Origin of the sequence: Hafnia sp. HMSC23F03, assembly GCF_001816025.1 — a bacterium.
In the GTDB taxonomy this organism is placed as follows: domain Bacteria; phylum Pseudomonadota; class Gammaproteobacteria; order Enterobacterales; family Enterobacteriaceae; genus Hafnia; species Hafnia paralvei.
Genome location: NZ_KV824236.1, coordinates 1 through 1,152, shown reverse-complemented (window position 1 = coordinate 1,152; position 1,152 = coordinate 1). Strand labels below are relative to the sequence as shown.

1 pseudogene is annotated in these 1,152 nt (G+C 52.3%); it reads left to right on the top strand.

Annotated features, from left to right (window positions below):
• Nucleotides 1-393: 393 nt before the first annotated feature.
• Nucleotides 394-1,152: pseudogene (locus HMPREF3091_RS18190) on the top strand (hypothetical protein); the annotation flags it as partial.

Here is a 1,152-nt window from a genome sequence, read left to right as displayed (position 1 = left end):
TGGCATTGAATATTTAAGTGGGACCGTGGTCCCAATCAGCGACGTTGGCGTTGAATATCCAAGTATGACTATCTCAATTACCTGATGTGTTCGCTCGGTCAATGATTGTCGCAGCGTTTCAACGCTGACTTTTACGCGATCCTGACGATGCCCTGTACTTCGACGTCTGTATACAAGGATGTCGCTACGCTCCTCATCCACGCTGCTGCGCGGGGGACTCCTCTGCACGGGCCCTGGAGTGGCAATCCCGCGACGAGAACCACGAGATCCCCGAAGGGATGCAGCAGAAACTCAACAGCCTGATCCAGATACGCAAATTGTTGCAGTCTTAATCGTTATTCACGCCGCCGTGCGCAGCGTGAATGCCCCTTTGATTTGATTGAGGTGCTTCATATGCACGAAAATAAAGAAAATACCGTACTCAACACCCTGATTTGCTATCACGGTAGGGCACTGATGTTAGCGCAGGGATGGCCTGACCATATTGATGTCGTCCAATGCTATCCCGGGCGCTGGCCGGGGTGGATAAGCATTTACGCGAGACTGGGTGCCGCCGAGCTGGTTACTGTTTTTAAGCCGTATACCTGCCAGACGTTGGCCCCCGCGTTATCGACTGGAAGAAGCCATCGGCAAGCTGACGGGCAGCCAAGCCGAGTTAGTGCTCTATGGCAACCGATATACGCAAGATCCCATGCAACCGGGGAATATGATGCAGATTGCTATTCCCTTTGCCGCGCAATGGCTGACGCAGGAGGAACTCACGATTGTCCTAATCTGTATACGCGAGGCGATTGGAAGTGTCTGTAGTCAGGTCTTAGAGGATTCGCGGCGCATTCAGGCCGCGTTAATGTCAATTGGACAAACGGTGTTTGAGCGCCAGACACGCCGTTTCCGCCTTGTGGCTAAAGAGAGTGACCAGCCAAGTTGGTTGGATGAAAACGACGATACGCTGCCCGAAGTGCTCAAGGCCATCCTTAACAAAGGCGCGCGGTTTGGTACTATTGAGCTGTATCTGGTGTGTGAATCAGTTGAACATATTCTTTCCCACGGTCTACAAGAGGATGTGTTGCGTTTGCCTGAATGCCCCCCTCACCAATGGTTGGATTGGACGGTGCTACACGACGTTCTCATAGAGGGCCAGCGTGAAATTAA